Origin of the sequence: Actinophytocola sp. (genome assembly GCF_049647105.1) — a bacterium.
In the GTDB taxonomy this organism is placed as follows: domain Bacteria; phylum Actinomycetota; class Actinomycetes; order Mycobacteriales; family Pseudonocardiaceae; genus Actinophytocola.
Genome location: NZ_JBARWZ010000009.1, coordinates 17,197 through 38,016, shown reverse-complemented (window position 1 = coordinate 38,016; position 20,820 = coordinate 17,197). Strand labels below are relative to the sequence as shown.

General features: G+C 69.4%; 19 protein-coding genes. 9 read left to right on the top strand and 10 right to left on the bottom strand.

The window, feature by feature from the left end:
* Positions 1-12 precede the first annotated feature (12 nt).
* The 3 genes from WBA97_RS00730 to WBA97_RS00720 are packed head-to-tail and all read right to left on the bottom strand — an operon-like array spanning position 13 to position 2,771.
* Complete coding sequence (locus tag WBA97_RS00730; RefSeq protein ID WP_424228652.1) at positions 13-804, bottom strand: crotonase/enoyl-CoA hydratase family protein; 792 nt, start codon at positions 802-804, stop codon at positions 13-15.
* Positions 801-1,568 (bottom strand): SDR family NAD(P)-dependent oxidoreductase, encoded by a 768-nt coding sequence (locus tag WBA97_RS00725; RefSeq protein WP_424228651.1) that lies wholly within the window; start codon positions 1,566-1,568, stop codon positions 801-803. The genes WBA97_RS00730 and WBA97_RS00725 overlap by 4 nt, the downstream gene beginning before the upstream one ends.
* A gap of 42 nt (positions 1,569-1,610) precedes the next feature.
* Positions 1,611-2,771, bottom strand: coding sequence for an acyl-CoA dehydrogenase family protein (locus tag WBA97_RS00720; RefSeq protein WP_424228650.1), 1,161 nt, complete (start codon positions 2,769-2,771; stop codon positions 1,611-1,613).
* Positions 2,772-2,904: 133 nt separating this feature from the next.
* Between WBA97_RS00720 and WBA97_RS00715 the strand changes: the two genes are divergently transcribed.
* A complete protein-coding gene (locus tag WBA97_RS00715; RefSeq protein ID WP_424228649.1) occupies positions 2,905-4,017 on the top strand; it encodes a CaiB/BaiF CoA transferase family protein in 1,113 nt (370 codons plus the stop codon).
* 12 nt (positions 4,018-4,029) lie between these two features.
* On the opposite strand, the gene WBA97_RS00710 is transcribed toward WBA97_RS00715, so the two are convergent.
* Both WBA97_RS00710 and WBA97_RS00705 read right to left on the bottom strand, forming a co-directional pair.
* Entirely contained in the window at positions 4,030-4,629 is a 600-nt protein-coding gene (locus WBA97_RS00710) for a TetR family transcriptional regulator (protein WP_424228648.1), read from the bottom strand.
* 29 nt (positions 4,630-4,658) lie between these two features.
* The gene (locus tag WBA97_RS00705) at positions 4,659-5,810 is read right to left on the bottom strand and encodes a thiolase family protein (protein WP_424228647.1); all 1,152 of its coding nucleotides are present in this window, start codon (positions 5,808-5,810) and stop codon (positions 4,659-4,661) included.
* A 114-nt stretch (positions 5,811-5,924) separates the two neighbouring features.
* Here WBA97_RS00705 and WBA97_RS00700 point away from each other — a divergent pair, with 114 nt between their 5' ends.
* A complete protein-coding gene (locus WBA97_RS00700) occupies positions 5,925-6,986 on the top strand; it encodes an LLM class F420-dependent oxidoreductase (RefSeq protein WP_424228646.1) in 1,062 nt (353 codons plus the stop codon).
* Positions 6,987-7,040: 54 nt separating this feature from the next.
* Here WBA97_RS00700 and WBA97_RS00695 read toward each other — a convergent pair whose 3' ends face one another.
* Positions 7,041-7,508 (bottom strand): PaaI family thioesterase, encoded by a 468-nt coding sequence (locus WBA97_RS00695; RefSeq protein ID WP_424228645.1) that lies wholly within the window; start codon positions 7,506-7,508, stop codon positions 7,041-7,043.
* A 3-nt stretch (positions 7,509-7,511) separates the two neighbouring features.
* The gene (locus WBA97_RS00690; RefSeq protein ID WP_424228644.1) at positions 7,512-8,327 is read right to left on the bottom strand and encodes an enoyl-CoA hydratase/isomerase family protein; all 816 of its coding nucleotides are present in this window, start codon (positions 8,325-8,327) and stop codon (positions 7,512-7,514) included.
* A gap of 108 nt (positions 8,328-8,435) precedes the next feature.
* On the opposite strand from WBA97_RS00690, the gene WBA97_RS00685 reads away from it, so the two are divergent.
* From WBA97_RS00685 to WBA97_RS00670, 4 genes are all read left to right on the top strand, one after another.
* A complete protein-coding gene (locus WBA97_RS00685; protein WP_424228643.1) occupies positions 8,436-9,203 on the top strand; it encodes an enoyl-CoA hydratase-related protein in 768 nt (255 codons plus the stop codon).
* Positions 9,200-10,180, top strand: a complete 981-nt coding sequence (locus WBA97_RS00680; RefSeq protein WP_424228642.1) for an NAD(P)H-dependent flavin oxidoreductase — start codon at positions 9,200-9,202, stop codon at positions 10,178-10,180. The genes WBA97_RS00685 and WBA97_RS00680 overlap by 4 nt, the downstream gene beginning before the upstream one ends.
* A complete protein-coding gene (locus WBA97_RS00675; protein WP_424228641.1) occupies positions 10,177-11,478 on the top strand; it encodes an FAS1-like dehydratase domain-containing protein in 1,302 nt (433 codons plus the stop codon). The genes WBA97_RS00680 and WBA97_RS00675 overlap by 4 nt, the downstream gene beginning before the upstream one ends.
* Positions 11,479-11,780: 302 nt before the next feature.
* The gene (locus tag WBA97_RS00670; protein ID WP_424228640.1) at positions 11,781-12,017 is read left to right on the top strand and encodes a hypothetical protein; all 237 of its coding nucleotides are present in this window, start codon (positions 11,781-11,783) and stop codon (positions 12,015-12,017) included.
* Here the strand turns inward: WBA97_RS00670 and WBA97_RS00665 are convergent.
* Together WBA97_RS00665 and WBA97_RS00660 are read right to left on the bottom strand one after the other, a co-directional pair.
* Positions 11,984-12,499 carry a hypothetical protein gene (locus WBA97_RS00665; RefSeq protein WP_424228639.1) on the bottom strand — a complete coding sequence of 172 codons (516 nt, stop codon included), beginning with the start codon at positions 12,497-12,499 and terminating at the stop codon, positions 11,984-11,986. The two genes, WBA97_RS00670 and WBA97_RS00665, sit on opposite strands and share 34 nt — an antisense overlap.
* A 100-nt stretch (positions 12,500-12,599) precedes the next feature.
* A complete protein-coding gene (locus WBA97_RS00660) occupies positions 12,600-14,459 on the bottom strand; it encodes a BTAD domain-containing putative transcriptional regulator (RefSeq protein ID WP_424228638.1) in 1,860 nt (619 codons plus the stop codon).
* Between the two features lie 453 nt (positions 14,460-14,912).
* Here WBA97_RS00660 and WBA97_RS00655 point away from each other — a divergent pair, with 453 nt between their 5' ends.
* The gene (locus tag WBA97_RS00655; RefSeq protein ID WP_424228637.1) at positions 14,913-16,793 is read left to right on the top strand and encodes an FAD-dependent monooxygenase; all 1,881 of its coding nucleotides are present in this window, start codon (positions 14,913-14,915) and stop codon (positions 16,791-16,793) included.
* On the opposite strand, the gene WBA97_RS00650 is transcribed toward WBA97_RS00655, so the two are convergent.
* Positions 16,790-17,698 (bottom strand): LysR family transcriptional regulator, encoded by a 909-nt coding sequence (locus WBA97_RS00650; protein WP_424228636.1) that lies wholly within the window; start codon positions 17,696-17,698, stop codon positions 16,790-16,792. The two genes, WBA97_RS00655 and WBA97_RS00650, sit on opposite strands and share 4 nt — an antisense overlap.
* Before the next feature lie 163 nt (positions 17,699-17,861).
* Between WBA97_RS00650 and WBA97_RS00645 the strand changes: the two genes are divergently transcribed.
* Both WBA97_RS00645 and WBA97_RS00640 read left to right on the top strand, forming a co-directional pair.
* Positions 17,862-19,280, top strand: a complete 1,419-nt coding sequence (locus WBA97_RS00645) for an MFS transporter (RefSeq protein WP_424228635.1) — start codon at positions 17,862-17,864, stop codon at positions 19,278-19,280.
* 183 nt (positions 19,281-19,463) lie between these two features.
* Positions 19,464-20,813: an NAD(P)/FAD-dependent oxidoreductase gene (locus WBA97_RS00640; RefSeq protein WP_424228634.1), complete on the top strand. Its 1,350-nt coding sequence runs from the start codon at positions 19,464-19,466 to the stop codon at positions 20,811-20,813.
* Positions 20,814-20,820: the final 7 nt, after the last annotated feature.

Sequence of the window (20,820 nt, the reverse complement as noted above, 5' to 3'; positions counted from 1 at the left end):
GGGCGGTGCGCGTCAGCGGCCCTGCCAGACCGGCGGCCGTTTCTCCGCGAAGGCCCGCGCGCCCTCCTTCGCGTCCGCCGACCCGAACACCGGGTCGGAGAAGGCCCGCTGGCGCTCGAACGCCTCGGTGAGTGGCCAGTCGGCGGACGCCAGCGCGATCGCCTTCGACGCCGCCACCGACAGGGGAGCGTTGCCGACGATCCGGCGCGCGAGCGCGAACGCCGACTCGACCGCCTGCCCGTCGGGCACGACGTTGTTGAGCAGGCCGAGCGCGTTCGCCCGCTCGGTGCCGATCGGGTCGCCGGTCAGCAGGAGCTCCAGCGCGATCGCCTGGGGGACGCGGCGGGGCAGCCGGAACATGCCGCCGCCCCTGGCGAGCAGTCCGCGCTTGACCTCGGGGAGGCCGAACCGGGCGGAGGCGCCCGCCACGACCAGGTCGCAGGCCAGCACGATCTCGAACCCGCCGCCCAGCGCCCAGCCCTCGACCGCGGCGATGACCGGCTTGCCCGGCGGAGCCTCGACGATGCCACCGAACCCGCGTACGGCTGTCGCCGCGCGCTCGCCCGCCGCGTGGCGTTTGAGGTCCATGCCCGCGCAGAACGTGCCGCCGCGTCCGGTGAGGATGGCGACCCGCAGCGCGCCGTCGGCGTCGAGCCTGCTCAGTGCGTCGTCGACCGCCTCGGCCACATCGCGCGTCATCGCGTTGCGCTGCCCTGGACGGTTGATCTCGAGCAGCAGGATCTCGCCGTGCGTGCTGACGACAAGCTCCGGCTCTCCGGTGTCCGCAGTGGTCTGGTCGCTCATCGCGGTGCCATCCGGATCGCGCCGTCGAGCCGGATGGTCTCGCCATTCACATAACCGTTGCGCAGCAACGCGGTCGCGAGGTCCGCGTAGTCGCCGGGAGCGCCCAGCCGCTTCGGGTGGGGCACCGTCGCGGCGAGGCCCGCGCGGATGTCCTCGCGCAGGCGCGCCAGCATCGGGGTGTCGAACACGCCGGGGGCGATCGTGTTGACGCGGATCGCCCAGCTGGCGAGATCACGGGCCGCGACGATGGTCATCGCGTGAACCGCCCCCTTGGATGCGGAGTAGGACGTCTGGCCGATCTGGCCCTCGAACGCCGCGGCGGACGCGGTCAGCACGATCGCGCCGCGGTCGCCCTGCTCGATGCTGTTGCCGCTCATCCGCGCGGCGGCGAACCTCAGCACGTTGTAGGTGCCGATCAGGTTCACCTGCAGCACGTCGACGAAACTCCGCAGGGGCGCGGGCTTGCGCTCCTTGTCGATGATCCGCAGCCGGTCCCCGCCACGGCCCGCGCAGTGCACCACGGCGCGGAGGTCCCCGAGCTCCTGCGCCGCGTCGAACGGTGCGGCGAGGGTGTCCTCGTCGGTGATGTCGGCGGGCACGAAGCGTGCGTGCCGCCCGAGTCGCGCCGCGGTCTCGGCGCCGCCGGAGGTCGGGAGGTCGGTGATGATCACCCGGGCGCCCTGCTCGACGAGGGCGGCCGCGGTGGCCGCGCCGAGACCGGAGGCGCCTCCGGTCACGACCGCGGCCGCGTTGCGAAGTTCCATGAGATCGTCCTTGTTCTCGTAGTGGTTCTCGTAGGGGAAGGACTACGTGGACCGACCAGCAGCCAGCTCGCGGCCGATGATCTCCTTCATGATCTCCGTGGTGCCGCCGACGATGGTCTGCACGCGGGCGTCCGCGAAGGCGCGGGCGATCGGATACTCGTCCATGTACCCGTAGCCGCCGTGCATCTGCAGGCACGCGGTCACCACGCGCTGCTGCAGCTCGGTGGCCCACCACTTCGCCTTCGCCGCGGTGGTCGCGTCGAGGTGACCGGCGTTGAGCCGCGAGACCAGGTTCTCGAGGTAGGCCCGGGTCACGTCCACCTCGGTCACCAGTTCGGCGAGCCGGAACCGGGTGTGCTGGAAGTCGATGATGCGCTGCCCGAACGCCGTGCGGGCCCGCACGTAGTCGAGTGTCCAGGACAGCGCCGCCTCCGCGCCGGCCAGGCCACGCCACGCGATCGACAGCCGCTCCAGCGGGAGCTGGTGGGTCAGGTGGTGGAACCCGCGGCCCTGTTCGCCGACGAGGCTGTCCAGCGGCACGACGACGTCGTCGAAGAACAGTTCCGCGGTGTCCTGCGCGTGGAGACCGAGCTTGCGCAGGGTGCGACCGCGGGAGAAGCCGGGGGAGTCGGTGGGCACGAGGAGGAGGGAGAACCGGGGACGTCCCTCGTGCTCTCCCGTCCGCGCGGCGACGAGGACCACGTCGGAGCTGCCGCCGTTGGTGATGAAGGTCTTCGCGCCGTTGAGCACCCAGCCATCGGCCGTTCGTGTGGCGGTGGCGGACATGCCGCGCAGGTCGCTCCCCACACCCGGTTCGGACATGGCGATCGACGCGACGACCTCACCCTCGGCCATGCCGGGCAGCCACCGGCGCTGCTGGTCCGCCGAACCGAGGTTGATCAGGTAGCCGGACACGATGTCCTCGTTGATGGCGAGGCTGGACGCGAACGCCGCCGCGCCGACGCGGGACAGCTCCTCGGTGAGCACACAGCGGTACCGGTAGTCCGGTACGCCCGCGCCGCCGTACTCCTCCGGTGTACGGAGCCCGAGCAGCCCGCAGGCCGCAGCCGCACGCCAGACCTCCCGACCGATCAGTCGGTCCTCATCCCACTTCTCGAGGTTCGGCTCGACCTCGCGCGAGACGAAGGACCGGGCCAGGTCGCGGAAGTCATCATGACTTTCCTGGTAAAAACTTTCCCTCATGTGCGGTCCCCTCGGCTAGCTCGTGCCTGCAGATGGAGGCTACTCGTTCTGCCGAAACTATTGTACCGTTCTGTCGGTACAGACACAGAGTCGTCGTTCCGGGTCGTTCCGGTCGGGTGGATGCGAGGTTGGGATGACGGGACCGCTAACGGGTATCCGGGTCGTCGAGTTCCTGGGATTGGGTCCCGCACCGTTCGGGTGCCTGCTGCTGGCCGATCTCGGCGCCGAGGTGCTGACCGTCACCAGGCGGGGGCAGTCCACCGCCGCCATGGTGCGCAACCGTTCGCTGCTGGAACTGGACCTCAAGGACGCCGAGGACCTCGCGCTGGCACTGGCGGTGATCGAGAAGGCCGACGTGGTCGTGGAGAGCTTCCGGCCCGGCGTGCTCGAGCGGCTCGGGCTCGCCCCCGAGCGGATGCGGGAGCGCAACCCGGCGCTCATCGTCGCCCGCATGACGGGGTGGGGGCAGACGGGACCTCTCGCGCCACGTGCCGGGCACGACATCAACTACATCGCGATCACCGGCGCCCTGCACCTGGCACGCCGTGCGGGGGAGAAGCCCGTGCCGCCCGCCAACCTGCTCGGGGACTTCGCAGGCGGGGGGATGTACCTCGTGGTGTCGGTCCTGGCGGCGCTCGTCGGCCGCGCGCACACGGGTGTGGGCGCACTCGCCGACGTGGCCATCGTGGACGGCACCACCTACCTGACGACGATGCTGCACGAGTACCGCGGCCTCGGCATGTGGTCGGACGAACCGGGCACCAACCGCCTCGACACGGGCGCGCCCTACTACGACACCTACGAGACCGCGGACGGCGAGTACGTCGCGGTCGGTGCACTCGAGGACAAGTTCTTCGCGCGGTTCGCGGACCTGATCGGACTGTCCGAGCAGGACCGGGCAGGCCGCGAGGAGCCTGCGAACTGGCCACGCCTGCGTGCGGTGATCGCGGCTGCCATCCGCACACGCACGCGTGCGGAATGGGCGGCGGAGGCGAGCGGGGTCGACGCGTGCCTCGCGCCCGTGCTCTCGCTGGCGGAGGCGGGCCATGACCCGCAGATGATCGCGCGCGAAGTCCTCGCACCGACGCCAGGCGGCGAAGGCTGGGTCGCCAAGCTGCCCCTTGGCTTCGTCGACGAGCCGGCCGAGGCAGATGACCTCCTCGTGCGCTGGGGCGTCGGCGTGCGCGCCGGCACCGGCGAGCGGGAGACGACCGGGGTCGCCGCGGCGCCTCCCGCCGGTGAGTGACCGGCGCGGCGGTCAGTCCGTTGCGGTGTGCGGTGCGCGCAACCCGTCGAGGAACAGCGAGACGTACAGGTCGGCGATCTCGGCCGGCTTGAGCGAGCCGTTCGGTTCGATCCACCGGTAGCTGCTCGTGAACATCGCGACGACCGCTCGACGCTGCATTGGATGGACCGGTCGGAACACTCCGGACTCCGCCCCCTCGTCGAACAAGGTCTGCCAGTACTGCTCGTACTCGTCACGCAGGTGGCCGACCCGGGAGCGGTGCGGCTCGTCGAGGGCCTTCCAGTCCCGCATCGAGGTGATCCACGCGTTGCGGTTGGTGGAGAGGTCGGTCAGGAGATGGGTCGCCATGCGGTGCAGGCGGTCCTCCGCCGTGCCACCGCTGGCGAGGATGCGGCGGGCTTCCCGGTTGGCGTTCTCCAGCAGGCGCAAGGCGATCTTCCGCAGCAGTTCCTGCTTGTTCTTGATGTGGTAATACAGGGCTCCCCGGCCGAGTCCGGTCGATTCGGACAGCTCCTGCACCCCGGTCGCGTCATATCCGTTCTCGGCGAACAGCTGGGTGGCGATGCGGATGACGCGCTCGCCGGTGGTCTCCTTGGGCGGATCCGTGGCCATGGTGTGATTATCGTTGGTCCCGTCCCCGCTCATGCGATCAGCTCGAAGATCGTTGCGTTGGCGGTCCCGCCGCCCTCGCACATCGACTGGAGTCCGTAACGGATTCCGTTGTCGCGCATGTGGTGTACCAGGCGGGTAGCGAGGATCGCGCCGGACGCGCCGAGCGGGTGCCCGACCGCGATCGCACCGCCCACCGGGTTGACGCGCGCCGGGGCCGCGCCGGTCTCGGCGAGCCAGGCGAGGGGGACCGGTGCGAAGGCTTCGTTGATCTCGAACGCGCCGATGTCGTCGATCGTCAGTCCCGAGGACCGCAGTACCCGCGCCGTTGCCGGGATGGGCGCGGTCAGCATCCTGACGGGATCGTCGCCGACGACGGCGCCGGAGTGGAAGCGTGCCAACGGGGTGAGGCCGAGCTGTGCCGCCCGTTCCGGCGTCGTCACGAGGAGCGCGGCCGCGCCGTCGGCGATCTGCGACGAGTTGCCCGCGTGGATCCTGCCGCCCTCGCGGAAGGAGGGTCGCAGCCCCGCGAGCGTGGCCACGGACGTGCCGCGCCGGAGCCCTTCGTCGGACTCGAGTGTGGCGTGCTCCAGCGCGACCGGCACGAGCTGGGCTGTGAACGCCCCCGAGTCGATCGCGGCCGCCGCGCGCTCGTGGGAGAGGGCGGCGAACTCGTCGAGCTGCTCGCGGTGCAGACCCCACTGGTCGGCGATCATCTCGGCGCCGATGCCCTGGCTGAAGTCGTCGACACCGTAGCGGTCCAGCGTCGTCTGCCCGTACGGCTCGCCGAACTTGCGCGCGGAGCCGATCGGCACCCGGTTCATGGTCTCCACACCGCCCGCGACGATGATCTCGGCGCGGCCCGACAGCACGGCGTTGGCCGCGAACTCGAGCGCCTGCTGGCTCGACCCGCACGCGCGGTTGATCGTGACCGCCGGGACGTGCTCCGGCCAGCCTGCCGCGAGTACGGCGAACCGCCCGACATTGCTCGACTGGTCGCCGAGCTGGGTGACGCAGCCCCAGTAGACGTCCTCGACGAGCTCGGCCGCGAGCTCGTTGCGGTGCAACAGTTCGTTGAGCACGAGCGCGGAGAGGTCGACGGCGTGCACGTCCGCCAGCGCCCCCTTCTTGCGGCCGATAGGGGCGCGCACCGCATCGACGATGACGGCCTCACGAGGTGGCATGGAATGGTTCTCCTTCGCTCGGGCACGCCGTCGAGCAGCACGGTCATGCTACGGTCAGCATACCGACCGGTACACAAGTAGTCCATGGATAGGCCCCGACTGGGTGGAGGTCTCATGCGGATCGGTATGCCGCTGTCGTACAGCGGCGCCTTCACGGAGGTGGCGCGCGACGTTCGGGACTACGAGGCCGCAGGCGTCGACGTCCTGTTCGTGCCGGAGGCGTACTCCTTCGACGCGGTGAGCATTCTCGGTCACCTGGCCGCCTCGACCGACCGCATCGGCCTCGCGTCGTCGATCCTGAACACCTACTCACGCACCCCCGCCCTCCTCGGGATGACGGCCGCCGGTCTGGACCACGTGTCCGGCGGGCGGTTCACGCTGGGAATCGGCGCCTCGGGCCCGCAGGTGGTCGAGGGCTTCCACGGGGTCGCCTACCGCGCGCCGCTCGGCCGGGCCCGCGAGGTGGCCGGCATCTGCCGGGCGGTGTGGCGCAGGGAGGTGATTGAGCACGATGGCGTCCACTTCCAGGTACCGCTCGGCGCGGACCGCGGCGGCACCGGGCTCGGCAAGCCGTTGAAGCTGATCAACACGCCGGCGCGGGCACGCGTGCCGATGATGCTCGCCGCGATGGGGGACAAGGCGGTCGTGCTCGCCGCGGAGTTGTTCGAGGCGTGGCAGCCGATGTTCTTCCTCCCCGAGGCCACCGATGAGGTGTTCGGCCCGAGTCTGCGTGCCGGGCATGCCAAGCGTGACCCGTCGCTGGGGTCGCTGGACATCGTCGCGCCGAGCTACCTGGCGGTGGTCGGCACCCGCGACGAGGAAGAGGCGGCGTTGCGCCAGGTGCGTGCGCACGTGGCGCTGTACATCGGCGGGATGGGCGCACGGGGGAAGAACTTCTACACCTCGCTGGTCGCTCGCTTCGGCTACGGCGGTGAGGCGGAGAAGGTACAGGACCTCTACCTCGCGGGCAGACGGGAGGCGGCGGCCGCCGCGGTGCCGGACGCGCTCGTCCGAGGTGTCGCGCTGGTCGGCCCGGTCGAGGTCGTGGCCGCACGCCTGGCCGCGTTCGCCGTCGCCGGCGCGACGACACTCAACCTCCGCCCGCTTGCCGCGGACCACGCCCGCCGGGTCCGGGACTTCGAGACCGTCAGGGAGCTGACTGTCCTTTCCGGATGACGGTGGCGGACAGGCTCGCCGCCCCGACCGGCTTCGCCTGTGGCGTGACCGCGGTCAGCCGGTCCTCCGGATGTGCCGGACCTTGTGGATCGTCTCGCCTGCGGCGAGGAGCCTGCCGCGCCCGTCGTGGATCTCGGCGGTGGCGTGCACGATGGATCGGCCGACGTGGGTCGGCCTGGCCGTCACGACAAGCGGTCCCCGGTGGTCCGCGGCGGCAAGGAACCGGTAGGACGCGTGGATGTGCGGTGTCCCGACGCCTGCGGACTGCTGCGAGTGCGCGGCCGTCGCGGTGGCGCAGTCCATCAGCGCGGTCAGGTAGCCACCGTGCAGCCGCCCACCCGAGTTCGTGAACTCGGGCCGTGGGGTCACGTCACACACGGTGGCCCCGTCCGGTGCCACCGACCGGATGCGCACACCCATCAGGGTAAGGAACGGCGGTGTCTGGATGGCGCCGTCGGCCACCGCGCGCTGGAACTCCAGGCCGGAGACGGTACCGAACGTGGGCAGGGGTTCTTCGGTCATCGTTCAGTTCCCTCGAAACAGCGGGGCTCGCCGCTCGGCGAAGGCGATGATCCCTTCCTTGAAGTCCAGCGACCGCGTCGCGACGTCCTCTGTGAGGCTCTCCATCCGCAACGCGTCCACGAGTGAACCCGTCGCATTGCGGTCCAGCAGCCACTTCACGAGCCCGAGTGACGTCGTTGCGCCCTGGGCCAGCTCCTGCACGAGCTCCTCGGCGGCCGCGTCGAGCCCGGCGTCGGGCACCACCCGGCTCACGAGCCCCCACGCCGCCGCCTCCTCGGCGCCGACCTGCCTGCCGAGCATCAGCATCTCCCTGGCACGGGCCGTGCCCACCAGCCGCGGCAACAGCCAGGTGCTGCCCGAGTCGGGTGTGAAGCCCCGTCGCGCGAACGGGGTCGAGAACACGGCCGTGCTGCTGGTCACGCAGAAGTCGGCGACCAGGGCGAGGGAGCAGCCGAGCCCCGACGCGTGCCCGCGGACCGCGGTCACCACCGGGATCTCGACCTGGGCGAGGGCGCTGATCAGGCGATGCGGGCCGCTGTCGATGCTCCGGTGGGTAGCCGTCGGTCGCGGCCGCTCACCGGTCTGCGACCGGTCGCGCTTGAGGTTCATGCCGGAGCAGAAGTGGTCACCCTGCGCCGTGATCGCGATCGCGCGCGCGGTGTCCGCACGGCCGAGTCCGGCCAGCACCTCGGCGACCGTGCGGGTGCTCTCCGAGCTGAGTGCGTTGCGGCGGGCGGGGCGGTTCAACGTGATCCGGAGAACGCCGCCGTCCAGCCGGACCGACATCCCGTCGAGGTCGAGGTCAGTGTCGTCGGCCATGCCACACTCCAGTCCATCACGATTTTGTGTACTGATCGGTATAGCGCATCTCTGGGAGTTTTCGCTGCGTGCGTTGCATCAGACTAACCGATCGGTACACTACTGGGCATGGTCGACACGGAAGCCGAACCGGAAGCGACCGTTCGCTACGACGTGGCGGACGGCATCGCGACGATCACGCTGAACCGACCGGAACGACTCAACGCCTTCGCGGGCGACATGCACTCGCGCTACCTGGCGGCACTGCGCCGTGGCGACACCGACCCCGAGGTGCGTGTCGTGGTCGTCACCGGCGCGGGCCGGGCGTTCTGCGCGGGCGCCGACTTCACCCGGCTGGAGACGCTGGAGATCGCCGAGGTCAGGCGCAACGCCGTGGCGGAGCCGCGGGACGTCGCCTTCCGCATGGGCAAACCCGTGATCGCCGCCGTCAACGGCGCGGTCGCGGGGATGGGACTCGCGCATGCGTTGATGGCCGACGTGCGGTTCACCGTGCCCGTCGCCAAGTGGACGACCGCGTTCGCCAAGGTCGGCCTCGTGGCCGAACTGGGCACCGCGTGGCTCTTGACCAACCTTGTCGGCACCGGGCGCGCGCTGGACCTGCTGCTGAGCGCGCGACCGATCTCGGGGGCGGACGCCTACGGCTACGGGCTCGCCCAGTTCCTTTCCGAGCCGGAGACGCTCGTCTCCGATGTGCGCGCGTACGCGCGCACCCTCGCCGGCAACGACCCCGACGCGCTGCGGGAGATCCGCGAACAGGTGCGGTTGGACGCGTCCCGCCCATTCGCCGATGCCATGGCCGACGGCTACGAGCGCGTGTTCACCGCGCTGGAGCGCGGTCGTTTCCGTGGCGCGCGGACACGGGTGCGTGGCACATGACCTCATCCGTCCAGTGGCGAGAAACCCTTGCCCTGCCGGTGATCTGTGCGCCGATGTTTCTGGTGTCCGGGCCGGAGCTGGTCACCGCGGCGTGCCGCAACGGGCTCGTGGGGGCGTTGCCGATCCAGAACGCGCGCGGGGTGGCAGAGTTCGGGGACTGGCTCCGCACGATCCACACGAGCCTCGACGACCACCGCGAGCGGCACCCCGGCGCCCGGATCGGTCCGGTCGCGGTCGGGATGACCCGTGCCTTGCTGCCACAGCTGGACGAGTACCTCGCCGTGTGCCGCCGGTACGGGGTGGAGCTGGTCATCTCCGCACAGGGAGACCCGACCGAGCTCACCAGACGGGTGCACGACTGGGGCGGGCGGGTGTTCCACGACGTGACGTCGATCCGCTTCGCGGAGAAGGCGGCCGCCGCCGGGGTCGATGGGATGATCTGCATCGGCGCGGGCGGTGGCGGACATGCCGGCACGGTCTCCCACCTCGCCCTGATTCCCAAGGTGCGCTCGATGTTCGGCGGCACCATCGTGCTCGCCGGGGCGGTGGCTACCGGGGCCGCGGTCCGTGCGGCGGAGGTCCTCGGCGCCGACCTGGTCTACGTCGGCACCCGCTTCATCGCCACTCACGAGTCGATGGCGCCGGCCGAGTACAAACAGATGCTGGTCGACAGCACCGCCGCCGACCTGAACTTCACCGGTGCCGTCGCGACCGTGCCAGCCAGCTGGCTGCTCCCATCGTTGCGGCGACTGGACATCGACCTCGCCGGGCTCGCCCGGCCCCTTGGACAGGGCGACTACTCGCACCTCCCGGCGGACGTTCGGCCATGGCGTGACATCTGGTCGGCGGGCCAGGGCATCGAGCTGGTCGACGAGGTCCTCGACTTCGACGAGGTCGTCGCCCGGCTGACCGACGAGTACGTCGCCGCCAGTTCCACACCGGCGTGGCCGGTTCACCACGAAAGGCAGCAGGCATGAGCACCGAACCGGCGACCTCGCCACAGCAGGCATTCGAGGACGCGACCGACTTCGACATCGACGACGCCGACATCGAGCGCGACCGGGCCGCCGCCGGTGCCGTCGCCGCCGTGCGGGACCTCGCCCACCTCGGCACCGCCACGCCAGAGGCCATCCGGAACTTCGCCTTCGGCTACGGCGACGACAACCCCCTGTACACCGATCCGGACCACGGGGCTGCCACTCGCTGGGGCGGGCAGGTCGCACCCCAGATCATGGCCGCGGTCCTGAACACGCCACTGCTGGGTGACCGGCTGCCGAAGGAGCTGCGCGGCGGCAGCTACCGGGGCATCCACGCCTTCGTCTCGGGCGGGACCTGGGAGTGGTACCGGCCGATCCACGCGGGGGACCGGCTGTACTCGTACAAGGGCCTCGACTCGGTCGAGGTCAAGAAGTCCGAGTTCGCGGGCCGGTCGGTGATCCGGGTGAACCGCGAGGTCAAGTTCAACCAGCACGGTGAGGTCGTCGGGATCTACCGGACACTGATCATCCTCACCGCGCGCAAGAAGGCCAGGGAGACCGGCAAGTACAAGGACGTGCCGACACCCGCCTACACCGCCGAGGACATCGCCGACCTGGACAAGGTCTTCGCCGAGGAGGCTGGGTCGGTGCGCGGCACCGACCCGCGTTTCTTCGAGGACGTCCAGGTCGGCGAGTCGCTGGGCACGCTCGCGAAGGGCCCGCTGACCACTACCGACATGATCGTGTTCCACGCCGGCGGCTACGGGTTCGTGCCCTACGGCCTTAAGACCTCCCGGCTCAACTGGCAGAACCGCATGCGCATCCCCGCCTTCTACGTCGACAACGAGTACGGCGTCCCCGACGTCGCCCAACGGGTCCACTGGGACTCGGCGTGGGCCAGGGCGATCGGCAACCCGCGCGCGTACGACTACGGCGTGCTGCGGGAGTGCTGGCTCCACCACCGGCTCACCGACTGGATGGGGGACGAGGGATTCGTCGTGCGCCAGCACGACGAGATCCGCAAGTTCAACTACGCGGGCGACATCCAGTACGTCACGGGCGCGGTGAGCGGCAAGCGGCGCGAGAACGACATGAACCTCGTCGACATCGAGCTGCGCGCGGTCAACCAGCGCGACGAGGAGACCGCACGCGGGGAGGCCACGATCGCGTTGCGTAGCCGCGAACACGGCAGGTCGCTGCTGCCGCAGCCGCCTGCCGAGGCCCAGCAGAAGGTGTGGGAGATCATGGCACGCCACGCCGAACTGGATGCCAAGCGGCGGCAGGGTTCCTCCCGCTGATCCGTGTGCCGCTCGAAAGTCATCGTCGCTGGTAGAGCGAGGGTGAGGCTGTCCGGCGGCAGCTGGCGGGTCCGGTCCGCTATGAGCCAGCGGATCGGTTCTGGTTTGCCGCCTTGCCCGGGTTGGTGGATCGTCGGCGGTGGTGGGAGGTCTTCCCGGTGGCGCCGGGCACCCTGCTTGCCTGGCAATCGCAGATTCGTGGCCGGTAGGTGGGACTACTCCGGGCGTCGACGCACCGGACGTCCACCGACACAAACTGCGATCACATCTCTGGTGCTGCGGCTCGCCAAGGGAAACCCACGGTGGGTCACCGGCGGCTCCAGGGCGAACTGGCCCGGCTCGGCCACAGGATCGCCAGCTCGACGGTCTGGCAGATCCTGCACGACGCGGGCGTCGACCCGGCGCCCCGCCGTAGCGGGCCGACCTGGCGTGAGTTACTCACCGTCCAAGCGCAGGCCATCATCGCGGCGGACTTCCCCCACATCGACACCGCACTCGGCCGACGTTACGTTCCGTTGACACCGAAGGTGACGGGGTGATCCTCGCCGAGGCTGACGAGCATCGTGCCCGGCACCCAGTCGATATTGTCGAGGTCCGCGGCGCGGATGTCCGGCTGCTGGTGCAGATCGCGGGGTGTGTCCCCGGGTTTACCGACGACCCGTAGCGTGCCTGGCGCCTCAACGTAGACGATCGCGTGCCCGTCGGGCGCCCATGCCGGGTATGTGATGTCACCCGCCGCCACTGGGATCGCGTCCCCGCCCCGTGCCGGCACCACTACCGCCTTGCCGACCGCCGGGGCGCCGTCCACGGCACGCTGGTCGGCGAGCAGGAAGTTCCCGTCGGTGGAGAACGACAGCACCCTGTATTCCCCGTCGAGCACCCTGCGTGGCTCGCCGCCGGCCAGGGAGGCCACCAGCACCTCACCATTGCCACCCTCCGACGGACCGGAGAGCCAGGCGACCGCGTCGTCCGCCCACGCCACCGTCTGCAGTTCGTCCCACGAGCAGCGGTGTGCTGGCATCTGGTGGTGCTCGTCAGTCCTTGCCGACGGGGTCGGAGACGGGCGGTGACTCCGGTGTGCCGATGTCCTCAGCGCCGGCCAGCGACCCGCTGCGGGGAGTTCAGTCACGAACGGGTTCGTCGGGTGCGGTGTTGCTCGTCGTGAACGCGTGTGGATGTGGCGGACTGATCTTGGACGTGTAGATCCATGGTGAGACGAGCCGGGCCATGCCGCGCAGCCGGAATCGGCGGTCGGGTTCGTCGGCGTCGATCTCCTCGACGAGGTGGGTGTCGGTGAGGTCCTCGAGTGTTGCTTCGACGGTCTTGGCTTCTCTGCTCAGCCGGGTCGCGACCGCCGCCAGGCTTGTGTCGGTTCCCGTGCGAAGCGCCGCCAGTGTCTCCGTGGCCGCGTCGGTGAGATGACGTACGCGTTCCCGGACGCTGTCCTCCAGACAGCGTCCCGCCCACCACAACCGGGCGAGCTTGCGCGGGTCCGTCTCCAGTTCGCGCACCAGTCGGGCGACCGGCACGTGTGGTCGGCACGTCATCCATCTGGCGACCGCGCTCAACACGAGCGGATTTCCCGCGCAGAGTTCGGCCAGCCGGGCGGCGGCACGGGAATCCGCCTCGACCCGGGTCGCGCCGGCGATGGTGGTCAGCAGTGCGAGGCTTTCCGCGGCGGTGAGCGGCGGTACTTCGACGACATCGTCACCGACCTGGCCGAGAGCCGGGGACTGGTTGATGACGACGAGTGCGCTGTTCGGTCCGGACGGCCGGATCGTGGTCAACACGGCCGGTGTGGCCAGGTGGTCCGCGACGAGCAGGAGTTCGCGTGTCCGGCTCCATCCGCGGAACTGCTCGGCGACGTCGTCGAGGTCGGCGCAACTCGTCATCGGCACGCCAGCGGCGGTGAGACGCTCACCCAGGGTGCGTGCGGCCACCGGGCCGTCGTCGGTGACACCTTTCAGGTCCAGCAGCAGACAGCCGTCACCGAAAGTCGTGCCTAGTTCGTGGGCGGCGTGGAGCGCGAACGAGGTGGTGCCCGCACCTGGTTCACCGACGATCTCGACCACGCGCAAGGTGTTCGGCTGGTCCGGTCGTGCGAGTGCGGCACGCAACTGGCTTCGTTGCGCATGCCGGCCCACCGGTCGCGGGCACGGCGGAAGCGGCGATCGCCTCGGCCGGGTGGTGATGGGCCGAGGTGGCTCGAACGATGTCGTCTCGCTGTCGTCAAGGATCTCCTGGAAGGTCTGCCGCACGGTGCCGGAGGGGACGACACCGAATTCCTCGGCGAGATAACGACGTAATCGGTGGTAGACATTCAGGGATTCCGCCCGTCGGCCGCTGCGGTGCAACGCGATCATGAGGTGGACGGAAAAGCTCTCGTGGCTCGGATCGTCCGCGACGAGTGCGTACATCTCGTCGATGAGCTGCTTGTGCTGGCCGAGCTGGAGTTCCAGTTCGACCCGTTGTTCCAGCGCACTCCTGCGTGCTTGTTCGAGCCGTACCCGTGCCACCGAGAGCAACGGGCCGGTCTCCAGGCCGGTGAACGGCTGTCCGTGCCACAGGTCGAGCGCGGCCCGGATGGTGCTCACCGATTCGGCCGGCGCTCCGTCCCGCGCGAGCAACCGAGCTCGTTCGAGCAGCCCGTCGAACCGGATGGTGTCGACGATCGCGGAGGGCGCGAGCCGGAACTCGTAGCCCCCTGGCCGGGTGATCAACGAAGATCGGCCATCGTCGGCGTTGGCCCCGCTGTCGTCCAACTGCAGGCGTTTCCTGATGTGGTACACGTAGGTCTGCACGGTTCGCAGTGCGCTCACCGGAGGTTGGTCGCCCCACAGTTCGTCCACCAGGCGTGTGGTGGGCACGATCGAACCGGCGTTGAGAACAAGTGCGGCGAAGACCTTCTGAGTTTTCGCGGGCAGTGAAACTTCGCTGCCGTAACGATAAATTCTCAATGGCCCCAGTAATTCAATGTGCATATCGTGCGCAGGTCCCCTCGACATCAGTCAGCGTAGAGCACGACACGCAGTTTCCGTTAAGTCGGCGCCAATGCCCTCGGTCTGACGATCTCATGCCCCCAAATTTCCTGTCAGCCGACTCAGTTTGCCCGAAGTGAGTTCCGGTCGCAACGCATTCAAACGGGAGGATAAAACGGACAAAGATACTCGCCGGGAGATATCTGTGATACCAGTCACGCGTACGGGTGTTCTCTTGATCGGCCAGATTGTGCCATAAGGAGGTATCGGATGCGCCGATCGGCGGGTTCGCCGTCGCCGATATCGGCCTGACCGATCGATCACATCGGAACTGCCGGTAGTCGACGGTCTTCGTTCCGGTCGTAGGGGATCGGCTCGACATCGGCTCGACGTCCACTCGACGGCACACCAGGACCTTGTGCGGTTGAACCAGGACGTGGAGGTGCCATGCGCGGCATGCGGATCGATGTGATCGGCGGTGGACCGGGAGGTCTCTTTCTCGCCAGGCTTCTCCGACTCCGCGATGCCACGACACAGGTGCGGGTACGCGAGCGCAACGGACCGGACGACGCGTTCGGCTTCGGTGTCGTTTTCTCCGACCGGACCATGTCGTCGTTCCGCGCGGCAGACCCGCACACGTACACGCTCATCCAGGAGGCGAGCGTTTCGTGGTCCGACATGGAGATCAGGGTGCCGTCCCGCCGCCTTCGCTACGGCGGGTACGGCTTCACCGCGATCTCGCGGCACCGGTTGCTGCGCATCCTCCAGGAGCAGGCGCTGGCGGCCGGTGTGGAGCTGGACTTCCACAGTGAGTGGTCCGCCGATCCGGCGGAGGACGATGAATTGGGTCCAGGCGAGGTGCTGGTCGTCGCCGACGGGGTCAACTCGGTCAATCGCGACACGCGGGCGGCGGATCTGGGCACCTCGATCGGCACGGCCGGCGCGAAGTACATCTGGTTCGGCACGGAGGCGGCCTTCGATGCCGTCACCTTCCCGTTCGTGCGGACCAGGTTTGGCGCCTTCGCGGCGCACGCCTACCCGTACGGCGGCGGCCTCAGCACCTTCATCGTCGAGGCAGACGACGAGACGTGGCGTGAGTCGGGCATGTCGGACACCGGTGATCTCACGTCGGAGGAGACCGACGACCTGTCACGGAAGCTGCTGGCCGACATCTTCGTGGACCACCTCGGTGGGCATGCGTTGATCGGCAACAACAGCAGGTGGAACTCGTTCCGCGTCGTGCGCAACGACCGTTGGTGGACCGGCGGTGCCGTGCTGCTGGGCGACGCGGCCCACACGGCCCACTTCTCCGTCGGATCGGGGACCAAGCTGGCTATGGAGGACGCGGTAGCACTGGCCGGTGCGCTGACCGAGGCCGATTGCCGAGGTGACGCGTTCGCCCGGTACGAGGTGCGGCGCAAACCCCTGGCCGCACGGACGCAGGCGCTCGCCGAACGAAGCATGCGCTGGTGGGCGACTTTCGGTCGGCGGATGGACCTGCCACCCAACCGGTTCGGCGCGCACTTCATCACGCGCACGGGAGCGATCGGCTATGCGGGGTTGCTGCGTCGGCACGGTGACCGGATCCGCGAGGCCGAGGCGGAGTTCGCGACCTTGTCCGGCAGCGCCGCCGCGCCGCCCGCGGCGGAGGTGACCCATGCGCTCACGATGCCGCTGCGACTCGGTCCGGTGACCCTCACCGGGCGAATCGCCGGCCGGCTGGGGCATGCTGCCGGACAGCAACGGCACGCCGCGGAAGTGGCCGGAGCCGACCTGGTCCTCGTCGACTGGCGCGATGCCGACAGCGAGTGCTGCCGAACCGCGGCCGCACGGACGGCGAGCGGTGACCGCGTACTGGGTGTGGTCGTCGACCCGGCCGACGTCGACCGCGCCCCGGAAGTCGTCCGTGCGTCCGGTGCCCGGTTGGTCGTGCTGATGTCCGACGGTGATCTCGTGCTGCCCGCGGTCGATGTGCTGATCGATGATCTCGCCGGCACGGTGGCGGTGTGCGTCGGGCTGGCCTGCCCGGTCGGTTCGGCGTGGCGCCCGGGGGGCGACGAGGTGGTGGTGGCGGCGGTCCGGTGGCGAGCACGTGGTGCCGTCGCGGTCCACCTGCACGGCGCCGGAGAGAACTGGGAGCACGGCCTGGAATGGGCGGACCGGATCCGCACGGAGTCCGGCTGTGCGGTCCTCCTCGACGGCCCGGACGGCTGGGCGCTGCGGGTACGGCATGACGAGCAGGAGGACGACTGGGCCACTCGCCTGCATGTGGCGCTCGTGAGCGGCCGTGTCGACGTCGTCGTCGCCTGGCCGTCAGGGCAGCGCCCGACGTGCTAGACCGGCTGCTCCAGGCCGGTGAAGACGTTCCCGGCTGTCTCGAGGAACGCGGCGAGCGCGCTCTTGCGCTCCCAGCGCCGCAGCCACGTCATCGTGACGGTGGTCCTCGACTCCGCGTCGACCAGCGGGATCGCGGCCACCTCACCGCGCGCCACGTGGCCGCTGATCGCGATCTCTGGCAGCAGCGCGCAGCCCATGCCGGACGCGACGCAGCTGCACAGGGCCGCGAGGCTCGTGACCTCGGCGGTGATGACCGGCCCGTCCGGGCCGAGTCCGCTGACGGCCCGGTCGTACATCTCGCGGAAGCCGCAACCCGGTTCCGTGGCCAGGAACGACTCACCGCGCAGGTCGAGCATCCGGACCTCCTCCAGCGAGGAGAGCCGGTGGCTGATCGGGGTGGCGACCATGAGCCGGTCGTGGGCGAGGGTGCGGCTCGCCAGGGTCTCGTCCGCGGGCGGGTTGCCGAACGTGAGGCTGACGTCGAGCTCACCCCGGCGCACGGCGCCGTACAGTTCGCCGCGATTGCCCTCGCGAACCGTGACCTTCACCTTCGGGTAATCGATTCGGTATCGGCTGAGCACCGATGGCAGACGGTGTGCGCAGAGCGTTTCGAGTGCGCCGACCGTGAGTTCCCCGGACGGTTCGTCCGGATCGTCCACTACGGCGGACCGTGCCTCCTCGATGAGCAACAGCACCCGGTCGGCGTACTCGATGAGGCGTTCTCCCGCCGGGGTGAGCTCCAGCTTGCGGCCCCGCCGGTCGAAAAGGCGCGAGCCGAGCTCGTTTTCCAGCGCCTGGATCTGCTCGGTCACGCTCGACTGCGCGTAATGCAGCTCGGCCGCGGCCCTGGTGAAGCTCAGGGTCCTCGCGACCACGCGGAACGCCCGCAGGTGCCGCAACTCCATGAGAGGAACTCCCGTCCGATCCATCGGTCACGCCGATCCAAGCCATCGTAACTGCCTGCTTCTGTCCACGGCCGTCCGCTGGAAAGGTGGGGTGTGACGGTCCGTCACCGCGACCGTGGCCGGACCTGAATTCCGAAGATCATTTCTCAGGAGAAAGCGACTCATGACCACGCAACAAACACCGGCGAGCACGAATGCGGTTCCACCAGCCGCCGCAGCGGGGAATCGCAACGGACTCCTGCTGCTCGCGCTTTCCCTGGGCTATTTCCTCGTCATGCTCGACACCACGATCGTGACGGTGGCGCTGCCTGCTATCGGTGACGACCTTTCCGGTGGCCTCAGCGCTCTGCAGTGGGTGTCGAACGGCTACACGGTGACCTTCGCCGCGTTGCTGCTGACGGCCGGTGCGTTGTCCGACCGCTTCGGTGGCAGGCGCGTGTTTCTCATCGGTCTCTGGTCGTTTGCCGCGCTCTCGGCGATCAGCGCCGCCGCCGTGTCGATGGGCATGCTCATCGCGATGCGCGCACTGCTCGGCATCGCCGGCGCGTTGCTCGTGCCGACGTCGCTCGCGCTCATCGCTAACACTTACGCGGATCCGAAGGCCCGTGCGAAGGCACTCGGTGTGTGGGCGGCGCTCAGTGGGTCCGGCCTCGTGGCGGGCCCGATCGCCGGCGGACTGCTCACCGACGCGTTCGGCTGGCGGGCCATCTTCGTCGTGAACGTGCCGGTCGCCCTGATCTGTGTGTGGATCACGACCCGGCGGGCACCGGAGACCGCGCGCAAGGCGGGCAGGGGCATCGACCTGACTGGTCAGGTCGCGGCGGTGGTCGCGCTCGGCGGCCTCACCTTCGGCCTCATCCAGAGCGGTCCGCTGGGCTGGGCCGACCCTCAGGTGATCGTCGCGCTCGGTCTGTTCGTCGTCGCGTCCGTGGTGTTCGTCGTCGCCGAGCGCAGGCCGGAAACCGACCGGGGAGGCCCGATGCTGCCGGGCCGCCTCTTCCGTGACCCGGTCTTCCCCGCCGGCCTGATCGCTGGTGCGATCGTCAACTTCGGACTCACCGGAGTGCTCTTCGTGCTGTCGCTTTTCTTCCAGGACGCACACGGGTTTTCGCCGTCGGTCGCGGGTCTCGCGTTCCTCCCGTTGACCATTCCCACGGCGTTCAACCCGATCTTCACCGGCAGGTTGGTCGCGCGGATCGGTGCCAGGGTGCCCGCGACGATCGGGTTCGTGATGATGGCTGCCGGGACGTTGGCGCAGGTGATGTTCGACGGCAATTCGGCGGGGGAGGTCGTGATCGCCATGGCCGGGCTCCTTGTGCTCGGCTTCGGTGTCTCCTTCGCGATCCCGTCACTGCTGACCGCGGTTGTCGGATCGGTCCCCAAAGAGCTGGCGGGAGTCGGCTCCGGTGCGCTCAACTCCGCCCGCCAGACCGGTGCGGTACTCGGCGTCGCGGTGCTCGGCGCGTTGCTGAGCGCGAGTGACACGACGACCGCCGGCGCACAGCTCGCACTCGTCGTCGCGGGCATCGTCCTGTTGGCCGGTGCGGTGGTCGTGGGCACCTTCGTCGGTCGGAAGTCCTGACACTGCAACCGAAGCGGCCCGTCACCCGAGAGGTGGCGGGCCGCTTTCGTTGTGCTCGTCGGTAATGGGCATCCCGCTGGAGTCCTCCTCGACAGTCGCTCGACATCTCCTCGACACACCCCCGGGACTGTGGGATGCGAGAGGCCGTGCCGTCGGCCGGAGCGATTCCTGGAGGAAGCAACGATGACTGATCACCTCGACAGGGACCCTGACGCGTTCGACGTGGTGGTGATCGGCGCGGGCCCCGGTGGTTCGACCGCCGCCGCCCGGTTGGCCGCCGCGGGCCGCTCGGTGCTCCTGCTGGAACGCCGGACCATGCCGAGATTTCACGTCGGCGAGTCGATGCTCCCGCCCACCAACGCGTTACTCGAGCAGCTCGGCGCGCTCGACCTGGTGCGCGCACAGGGATATGTCGTCAAGCACGGTGCGGAGTTCAGTGGCGGCAGCACGGGCAAGTACGGACGCATCCCGTTCGCGGGTCAGGGGCCGGGAAGGCACCCGTCCACGTTCCAGGTCGAGCGGGCGCACTTCGATCGCACACTCGCCCACTTCGCTCGCGACAAGGGTGCCACGCTCGTCGAAGGCGCCACCGTGCGCGAACTCCTGATGGAGGGCGACCGTGTCGTCGGGGTGCGCTACCAGCGCGACGGCCGGTCGCACGACGTGCGCGCCCGCCACGTCATCGACGCGGGCGGCCGCGCGAGCAAGGTCGCCCAGACTTTCGGGCTGCGCAAGTACATCGAGGGCCTGCGCATGGTCGCCGTGTACCGCCATCTCACCGGCGTGGAGGAACGGCACAACCCCGGCTGGGAAGGCGACATCCAGATCCACGGCCACAAGGAAGGATGGATCTGGGCGATCCCGATCTGGCCGCACACGATCAGTGTCGGCGCCGTCATGCCGCAGGCGGTGCTGCGCGCGGGTGACGCCGAGACCCTGTTCGACGAGCACGTCGCTCGCGCGCCCCGGATCAGCGCCCGGATCACGGGCACCCGGCCGGCCGGTGGGCTGCACGTGGAGACCGACTACTGCTACTACTCGGACACCATCGCGGGTGAGGGCTGGACGATGGTCGGCGACGCCGCCTGCTTCGTCGACCCGATCTTCTCCGGTGGGGCGTTCCTCGCGATGACGACCGGGATGCGCGCGGCCGACACGGTCGACGAACTCCTGTCCGCGCCCACGCGTGCCGCGGAACTCCAGGAGGCGTACTCCAACTTCTATAAGACCGGCTACGACGTCTACGCACGTCTGATCTACGCGTACTACGACTTCGACTACAACCTGCGGCCCTTCCTCAAGTCCGTCGGCTTCGACCTGGCCGGTGACGAGATGGCCTCCAACAAGTGGCTGGTCCGCCTGCTGTCCGGCGACTTCTGGGCCGGCCAGAACGTGCTCACCCACAAGCTCCGTGAACAGTCCAGGTGGGACACCTTCGCACCGTTCGAGCCCGCGTGGGGATGCCCGTTCTACGAGCACCTGAACCAGGCCGAGCAGGAGAACGAGCAGGAAGTCGCCCTGGCCACGTCCTGACGGCCGA